The organism is Streptomyces afghaniensis, from assembly GCF_044327915.1.
GTDB lineage: Bacteria > Actinomycetota > Actinomycetes > Streptomycetales > Streptomycetaceae > Streptomyces > Streptomyces afghaniensis.
The window spans coordinates 1-7,637 of the sequence record NZ_JBIRGJ010000020.1 but is presented as its reverse complement, the minus strand read 5'-3'; the positions used below and the strand labels follow the sequence as shown (position 1 = coordinate 7,637).

7 protein-coding genes are annotated in these 7,637 nt (G+C 69.1%); 3 read left to right on the top strand and 4 right to left on the bottom strand.

Annotation, left to right across the window (positions count from 1 at the left end; genetic code table 11):
* Nucleotides 1-430: 430 nt before the first annotated feature.
* The 3 genes from ACH4G3_RS42250 to ACH4G3_RS42240 form a co-directional block, all read right to left on the bottom strand.
* On the bottom strand, nt 431-1,336 hold the full coding sequence (locus ACH4G3_RS42250; protein ID WP_397629476.1) for an NmrA family NAD(P)-binding protein: 906 nt from the start codon (nt 1,334-1,336) through the stop codon (nt 431-433).
* A gap of 197 nt (nt 1,337-1,533) precedes the next feature.
* Entirely contained in the window at nt 1,534-2,961 is a 1,428-nt protein-coding gene (locus tag ACH4G3_RS42245; protein ID WP_397629475.1) for a coniferyl aldehyde dehydrogenase, read from the bottom strand.
* Nucleotides 2,958-3,797, bottom strand: a complete 840-nt coding sequence (locus tag ACH4G3_RS42240) for an SDR family NAD(P)-dependent oxidoreductase (protein ID WP_397629474.1) — start codon at nt 3,795-3,797, stop codon at nt 2,958-2,960. The genes ACH4G3_RS42245 and ACH4G3_RS42240 overlap by 4 nt, the downstream gene beginning before the upstream one ends.
* 73 nt (nt 3,798-3,870) lie before the next feature.
* On the opposite strand from ACH4G3_RS42240, the gene ACH4G3_RS42235 reads away from it, so the two are divergent.
* A complete protein-coding gene (locus tag ACH4G3_RS42235) occupies nt 3,871-4,461 on the top strand; it encodes a TetR family transcriptional regulator (protein WP_397629473.1) in 591 nt (196 codons plus the stop codon).
* A 226-nt stretch (nt 4,462-4,687) separates the two neighbouring features.
* Here ACH4G3_RS42235 and ACH4G3_RS42230 read toward each other — a convergent pair whose 3' ends face one another.
* Nucleotides 4,688-5,575, bottom strand: a complete 888-nt coding sequence (locus ACH4G3_RS42230; protein WP_397629472.1) for a helix-turn-helix transcriptional regulator — start codon at nt 5,573-5,575, stop codon at nt 4,688-4,690.
* Nucleotides 5,576-5,823: 248 nt separating this feature from the next.
* On the opposite strand from ACH4G3_RS42230, the gene ACH4G3_RS42225 reads away from it, so the two are divergent.
* Together ACH4G3_RS42225 and ACH4G3_RS42220 are read left to right on the top strand one after the other, a co-directional pair.
* Nucleotides 5,824-6,588, top strand: coding sequence for an SDR family NAD(P)-dependent oxidoreductase (locus tag ACH4G3_RS42225; RefSeq protein WP_397629471.1), 765 nt, complete (start codon nt 5,824-5,826; stop codon nt 6,586-6,588).
* 64 nt (nt 6,589-6,652) lie between these two features.
* Entirely contained in the window at nt 6,653-7,498 is an 846-nt protein-coding gene (locus ACH4G3_RS42220; RefSeq protein ID WP_397629470.1) for an SDR family oxidoreductase, read from the top strand.
* The last annotated feature ends 139 nt before the right edge of the window (nt 7,499-7,637 follow it).

Genomic DNA, 7,637 nt, shown 5'->3' with positions numbered 1-7,637 from the left:
ATACCGGAGCCGAGCGGCACGGCGGCGTCCACAAGCTCGGCCAGTCGGTGATCACTTCGCAGGGCGAGTGAGGTGGAAACAGCGCTGTAGGCAGCAAAGCGCGCTTCTTCCGGCATATCGAGATGCTCGACTGCTACCTGCATCGAAACGCCGACCTCGTTTCCGCCCTGTTCGCGAGTGTTTTTGCACAGGCTCCCACGTCATCTCGGTGGACCGCGGGCCGCCCGGGGCGCTCCTGCGGATCACCGTCGCACCAGGTGGACTGGTCATGAGCGACACCGTCAGCGCCCTCGAACACATCACCGCCATCGAGGTCACTCCCATCTGACCGGCGTCAAGAGGACCGGCCCGGGCAGCCTCTGAGCTGAACGCAAACGGTGGACGACGGACAAGAACCAAACCCTGTCCATAACTGGGATTCCTGGGGCAGTCAGCCGAGGTAGAAGTCCTTGCGGACGGCGACGAACTCCTCGACGGTCAGGGGCCGCTTCCCGGTGATGCGCTCAACGTCGATGGTCGCCCTGTCGTAGCGGTTCGCGCGGTGCAGCTGCGCCATGGTCGCGATGTGCTGCTCGGTGTGCTGTGGCAGGCCCGCTTTCGCGAGTACCTCTGTGCGCCACCATGGCAGAGGGACGTCCAGATAGGTCACCGTCCGGCCGAGTGCCTTGGAGAACTCCTGGGCTACTTCGCTCATGTCGAGCGCCCGCGGTCCGGTCAGCTCGTACACCTTCCCGGCGTGCTCCCCGGGATCGCGCAGGATGGTCGCGACCACGTGGGCGACGTCGTCGGCAGCGACCGGCGAGGTGCGTCCGGTCCCGAACGGCAGCGCCAGCGTGCCGTTCTCGCGGATCGACCGCGCCGCGAGGGCGGTGAACAGCGGATTGTCGAGGAACGTCGTCGGGCGCACATGCACCACGGGCAGGCCCGACCAGTCCAGCACCTGCTCCGCCAGCCAGTGCAGCCGCTGCTGGTGGGATTCCGCGGTGCTGGTGGCGGTCATCTGCGACACCGTCATCTGCGACATGTCCACCAGCACGTCGAGTTCGCCGTGCGCCTTCGCGACCGTGGCCATGACGGTCGCCGCCAGCAGGTGGTCCGGGGACACACTGAGCCCGAAGTACGTCCGGCGGACGCCGTCGAGCGCGGCCGCCACCGTTTCGGGCCGGGTCAGATCCCCGGTGACGACCTCGGCGCCCCATGCCCGCACCTCGGCCGCGCGGTCGTCCTCGCGGCGGACCAGGACGCGGACCGGCACGTTCTGCGCGCGCAGCCGCTCGGTGACGAGGCGGCCCATGCCGCCTGCGCCGGTGATGAGAACGAGGTCGTGATCAGCCATCGGTGGCTTCCTTCCGGAGGTGTTCGACTCGGCCAGGCCCTGGCCGCTGCACGGGTGGTAGTGCGTTCTGGTACTCGACGTCGCCGCTCGGGATGAACACCATTTCCGCCGATCCGCCGATCGGTCCCGACAAACGGCCGGCCGCACTTGTGTGTGTGGGGGTGCTGAGGGGGCGGCGGGCGCCGGGGATGGCTCCGTTACCGGAGCAGGAAGTTGAGGAGGGTCTCGGTGCGCTTGTTGAAGGGCGCGCGCAGCAGGCGGGTGGCGTTCCAGCGTCCTTGTACGTGGATGCCCTTGGGATGGCTGAGCGTGCGGAAGCCTTCGATGCCGTGGTACTTGCCCATCCCGCTGGCGCCGACGCCGCCGAAGGGGAGGTCGTCCTGCGCGACGTGCATGATGGTGCCGTTGACGGTGACGTTGCCGGAGGTCGTGTGGTCGAGGACCTTGCGGCGGTCGGGGCCGTCGTCGCCGAAGTAGTAGAGGGCCAGCGGGCGCGGGCGTGCGTTGACGTAAGTGATGGCGTCGTCGATGTCGCGGTAACCGAAGATCGGCAGAATGGGGCCGAAGATCTCCTCGTGGGCGATGCGCATGTCGTCGGTGACGCCGAGCACGACGGTCGGTGTGAGGGTGTGCGGACGGCGGGCCGCGTCGCCCGGCCGGTGTCCGACCTCGATGATCCGCGCCCCGTGAGTCCGGGCGTCGTCTATCAGGTCGGTGAGGATCTTGTACTGCTTGTCGTCGATGATCGAGGTGTAGTCGTCGCTGGTCGGGCCGTCGGGGTAAGCGGTCTTCACCAGTCTGTCGTAGCTGGCGACGAAGGCGTCGATCTCGGATTCGTGCACCAGGGCGTAGTCGGGGGCGATGCAGGTCTGCCCGCCGCTGAGAAGCTTGCCGAAGACGATGTCGGCCACGGCCCGGTCGTGGACGTGTCCCTTGGCCACGATGGTCGGGGACTTGCCGCCGAGTTCCAGCGTGACGGGGACGAGGTGGTCGCCGGCCGCCTTCATCACGGCTCGCCCGACCTCGGTGCTGCCGGTGAAGACGAGATGGTCGAACGGCAGGGACGAGAACGCGGAACCGTCGCCGCTGACCATCGTGACCTGCTCCGGCGGGAAGAGCTCGTTGAGCATCGACGCGAGCACCGCGTTCGTCGCCGGGGTCAGCTTCGACGGCTTGAGCATCACGCGGTTGCCGGCCGCGATCGCGGTGACGACCGGCATGAGCGACAGATTGACGGGATAGTTCCACGGCGAGATGACGCCGACCACGCCGAGCGGCTGGTATTCGATGCGGTTGCTGCCGAAACGCAGCAGCAGCTCGATGTGGCGGTGGGTCGGGCGCATGAACCGGCGAAGGTTGCGGTGCAGGTAGTCGATGCCCTGCACGACGCCCACGACTTCCATCAACGCGGTCTCGTGCCGCGAGCGATGCCCGAAATCAGCGTCGATCGCCTCCTCGATGGCGCCCCGCCGGGCGATCAGCGCCGCCTTGAACCTGGTCAGATCGCTGCGCCGCGCCTCCAGGGAGGGCGCTCCGTCGCGGAGGTAGGCGGTGCGCTGAGCTTGGAGGATGTGATGGAAGCGCTCCGCGTCGGTGGGCTGTCTGGTGACGTCGGTGCTGGTCATGATTGTGTTCCTTGGCTGCTGGTGCGGGCGACGGGGAGCTGCGGGCGCTGGCGGCGGGCCATCCAGCCCATGAACCGGACCATCGAGCGGCGCGACAGGAGCTTGCCGAGGAGGGCGAGCGACCGGCCGTTGGTGACCACCGACGGGGGCGCGGACCGTCGGTCGAGCGTGTCGAGGGCGATCTTCACGACCTGCTCGGGGGTTGCCCGCTTCGTGCCGTAGTCGGCGGACTGGCTCCCGGCGACGTCGTAGAACTCCGTCCGGGTGGCGCCGGGGCACACGGCCAGGACGCGCAGGTTGGTGCCGCGGGTCTCCTCCCACAGCGATTCGGTGAAGCTGAGCACGAATGCCTTGGTGGCGCCGTAGACACCCATGTACGGGGTCGGCTGGAAGCCCAGCAGGCTCGCGACGTTGATCAGGACGCCGGTGTCGGCGGAGGACAGCGGGTCGATGTAGGCGCGGCTGAGGTCGACCAGCGCGCTGATGTTCAGCGCGATCATGCTCTGCAGGCGGTCGGGATCCTCGTCGGTGAAGGCGTCGTGGGTGCCGAAGCCGGCGTTGTTGACCAGTCCAGTGGCGTAGATGCCGCGGGACTCGAGTTCGGCGCGCAGCGTGCGGCCGGCGTCGGGCAGGCCGAGGTCGCGGGCGACGGTGGTCACCGTGACGCCGTGGGCGCGGGTGAGTTCGGCGGCCAGGCTCTCGAGCCGGTCCGCCCGGCGGGCCACCAGCACGAGGTTTGCGCCGCGGCGGGCCAGCTGGCGGGCGAATTCGGCGCCGAGGCCGGAGCTGGCGCCGGTGACGATGACGGTCTGGCGGTGGTAGTCGATGTCGCTCATGGCATTCACTCTACGCACGCTTTTGCACTGAGTGCAAGTGCCTGCATCGAGTGAGACGGCGTACCATTGGTGCATGGCGCAGAAACCGACACCTATCCGGGAACAGACCCGCTCCGTGGTCCGATCACTGCTGGCGCGGACGGCCATCGAGCTGTTCGCCGCCAAGGGCTTCGACGACACGACCCTCGATGAGGTCGCCGCCGCCGCGGGCGTCTCCCGGCGGACCCTGTTCAACTACTTCCGCAACAAGGAAGACCTGGCGCTCAGCGGCCTGGACGAACAGGGCGAGCTGATCGCCGCGCGCCTCGCCGAGCGCCCGGCCGACGAGGATGCCTGGACGGCGCTGCGCGCGGCGTTCCAGGTGCTCGAGGAGATCGACATGAGCGCCGAAGGGCGTCTGGAGTTCATCACGCTGCTGTTCGGCAACGATTCCCTGCGTGCCGGACACGCCGAGAAGCAAGCCCGCTGGCAGGACCTGTTCGCACCGCACATCGAGCCGCGACTGCCCGACTCCGACCGCGGCACCCTGCAAGCCCGCGCGATCGCGGCCGCAGCGATCGTCTGCCTGCAGGCAGCCAACGAGCAATGGGTACGCCTGGGCGGACAGGCCGACATGTTCGACCTCTACGACACCGCCGTACAGGCCATCCGCCGCCCCGCCTGAGGTCGGTCACCGTAAGCTACGCAGCCAGAGGTCAGCCCTGGGCGGGTAGCTGCAGCGGCGGGTTGCCGTCGGCATCGAGCTTGGCCAGCTCGCCGTTGATGTCCACCGCGTGGGTGCCGGGAAGCGAGCTAGGACCCCGGAGCCGGCTCGTGCCGGTGGAGTTTCCGCGTCGCGGACCCGTAGCGGGTAACGCCCGGCACACTCGCGTTGCGGAAGGGCGCGGGCGTCAGTCGGCCGGGTTGTGTGTCTCTTCGGGTGCCTGTGGCAGGGAGGCGGAGGTGTCGGTCCAGGCCGCGAGAAGGGCGAGGGCTTCTGCGGAGGGGGAGGCGGGTTCGGGGGTGTAGATGGTGAGGGTCTGTTCGGGGTCGCCTTCGACGGCCAGGACCAGGTAGTCGAGGGTGAGGTCGCCGACGATCGGGTGGTGGAGGCGTTTGGTGCCGGTGGTGTGGGCTTGGACGTCGTGGTCGGCCCACATGCTCCGGAAGGTGTCGCTGTGCAGGGACAGCTCCCCGATCAGCTCGGTGAGCTGCGGGTCGTCGGGGTGGCGTCCGGCGTACAGGCGCAGCATGGCCAGGCAGTCGCCGGCGACCCGGTCCCAGTCTGCGTACAGGGTGCGGGCGGCCTCGTCGAGGAAGACGAAGCGGGCGAAGTTGCGTTCGCGGCGGGGCCGGGCTTCGAAGTCGGTGTAGAGGGCGTGGGCCAGCCGGTTTGCGGCCAGGACGTCCGTGCGTCGTCCCTGGACCACCGCGGGGACGCTGAGCGAGTCCAAGGTCCGGTACAGGACCGGGTGGACCCGCTGCGGGGCTAGGGGGCGCCGGCGGCGGGTCCGGGTGGCGGTGGGCTGGGCGAGGTCGAAGAGGTGCGCGCGTTCGGTGCCATCCAGGTGCAACGCGCGGGCGACGGCCTCCAGGACGGTTTCGGAGACGCCCTGGGTGCGGCCCCGCTCAAGGCGGATGTAGTAGTCGACGCTGACGCCGGCGAGCTGGGCGACTTCCTCGCGGCGCAGACCCGGTACGCGGCGGGCACCGCCGTGCGGGACGAGGCCGGCCTGCTCGGGGGTGATCCGGGCCCGGCGGGTTCGCAGGAACTCACGGATCTCGCTGCTGCGGTCCATGGGTCCACCGTACGGCCGGTACCTGGCAGGTCAGCGTGCTGAAGGGGGTACTGGCAGACCCCCGGAAGAGCGGTGCCCATTACGGCGGCCCACGGGACGTTCGCGGGTGGTTGCCTGGATAGCGGGCCCGGTGCACGGCACTGATCATTTCGAGCAGTACACGCCGTAACGGCGCGCAAGAGACCGTCGCTGCCGCTGCCCGCCGTCTGCCCCCTCACGCCGTACGTCTGGAGAAGAGGACACCTCCCATGGCTTCGAAGCTGACCGGCGCCGTCGCACTCGTCACCGGCGCGAGCAGCGGTATCGGCGCCGCCACCGCCCGCCGGCTCGCCGAGCAGGGCGCCTCGGTGGCGCTCGTGGCCCGCCGAAAGGACCGCCTGGAAGCTCTTGCCGCCGAGATCGAGCAGACGGGTGGCACCGCCACGGTGGTGGAAGCGGACATCACCGACCGCATCCAGGCCGAGGACGCCGTACAGCAGGTCGTCGAGCGGTTCGGACGGCTGGACACCCTGGTCAACAATGCCGGCCTGATGCTCCTGGGCCCCGTCGTCGGCGCGGACGCCGAGGAGTGGGACCGCATGATCGCCATCAACGTCCAGGGCCTGCTCTACACCACCCGCGCCGCCCTTCCGCACCTGCTCAAGGCCGCCGAACAGGACCCGCGCCGGGTCGCCGACATCGTCAACATCGGCTCTGTCGCCGGCCGCATGGCGAGCAAGGGCTTCGGCGTCTACAACGCCACCAAGTTCGGCGTACACGCCTTCACCGAGTCTCTGCGCCAGGAAGTCACCCAACGCCACGTCCGCGTCGGCGTCCTCGAGCCGGGCGCCGTGGAGAGCGAACTGGGCACACACAACAAGCCCGAGGTTCGCAGTGAACTGATCGACCCCCACTTCGAGGAGACCGAGGTCCTGGCCGCCGAGGACATCGCCGACGGCGTCGCCTACATGGTCACCCGTCCCCGCCACGCCGCCATCGGCGAGCTGTGGATCATGCCCACCGAACAAGGCTGACCCCATCCCCGCCCGGCAACAGCACGCACGGGGCGCCTCAGCCGGCGCCCGAAAGGAATCCCTCATGAGCAAGGTCATCTTCATCACCGGTGCCGGACGCGGTCTCGGCACGGACATCGCCCGCCAGGCCCTCGCGGCCGGTCACCAGGTCGTCGCCACCGGCCGCCGACCCGACGAGGTCGAAAAGACCCTGGGCGGCCCGCAGGACGACCTCCTTGCCGCCAAGCTGGACGTCACCAGCCGGGACGACGCGCACGCCGCCGCACAGGCCGCCATCGACCGGTTCGGACGCATCGACGTCCTGATCAACAACGCCGGCAACTTCTACGCCGGCTTCTTCGAGGAGATCTCCCCGGAGCACATTCACCGGCAGATCGAGACCAACCTCTACGGGCCCATGAACGTCACCCGCGCCGTCCTGCCCGTCATGCGCAACCAGCGCGACGGCCACGTCATCACCCTCTCTTCGCTCGCCGGTCAGGTCGGCACGGAATTCACCTCCGCCTACGCCGCGTCCAAGTTCGCCGTCGAAGGCTGGATGGAAGCCCTGCACCACGACATCAAGCCGTACAACCTGCGCACCACCATCGTCGAGCCCGGCTACTTCCGCACCGAACTGCTCGTGGACGCCTCCACCACCTGGCCCGAACCGACCATCGACGACTACGCCGCGCGCACCACCGCCACGGTCGCAGCCTGGAAGAGCATCAACGGACAGCAGCCCGGCGACCCCGCCAAGCTCGCCCACGCCCTGCTGACCCTCGCCGCCCAGGACCAGCCGCCGCTGCGCTTCGTCGCCGGCGCCGACGCTATCGAGGGCGTCTCGGCCAAGGCCAAGGAACTCCTCGCACAGGCCGAAGCCTCCCATGAACTGGGCGGCAACCTCGGCCACGACGACACCAACGCCTGACACCACCCCATGCACCGGGCAGGCCGGCCGACCTGCCCGGTGCGCTAAGAGGTCCTAACAAAGGCGTTGGACGTGGCGGTAGGTGATCAGGCAGGTGGCGAGGCCAAGGAAGGCTTCGTGGATGTCGTCGCGTCGTTCC

Coding starts and splice junctions, on each gene's coding strand:
- ACH4G3_RS42250 (WP_397629476.1), bottom strand. CDS start 1,336: ATGGCTGATCACGACCTCGTTCTCATCACCGGCGCAGGCGGCATGGGC.
- ACH4G3_RS42245 (WP_397629475.1), bottom strand. CDS start 2,961: ATGACCAGCACCGACGTCACCAGACAGCCCACCGACGCGGAGCGCTTC.
- ACH4G3_RS42240 (WP_397629474.1), bottom strand. CDS start 3,797: ATGAGCGACATCGACTACCACCGCCAGACCGTCATCGTCACCGGCGCC.
- ACH4G3_RS42235 (WP_397629473.1), top strand. CDS start 3,871: ATGGCGCAGAAACCGACACCTATCCGGGAACAGACCCGCTCCGTGGTC.
- ACH4G3_RS42230 (WP_397629472.1), bottom strand. CDS start 5,575: ATGGACCGCAGCAGCGAGATCCGTGAGTTCCTGCGAACCCGCCGGGCC.
- ACH4G3_RS42225 (WP_397629471.1), top strand. CDS start 5,824: ATGGCTTCGAAGCTGACCGGCGCCGTCGCACTCGTCACCGGCGCGAGC.
- ACH4G3_RS42220 (WP_397629470.1), top strand. CDS start 6,653: ATGAGCAAGGTCATCTTCATCACCGGTGCCGGACGCGGTCTCGGCACG.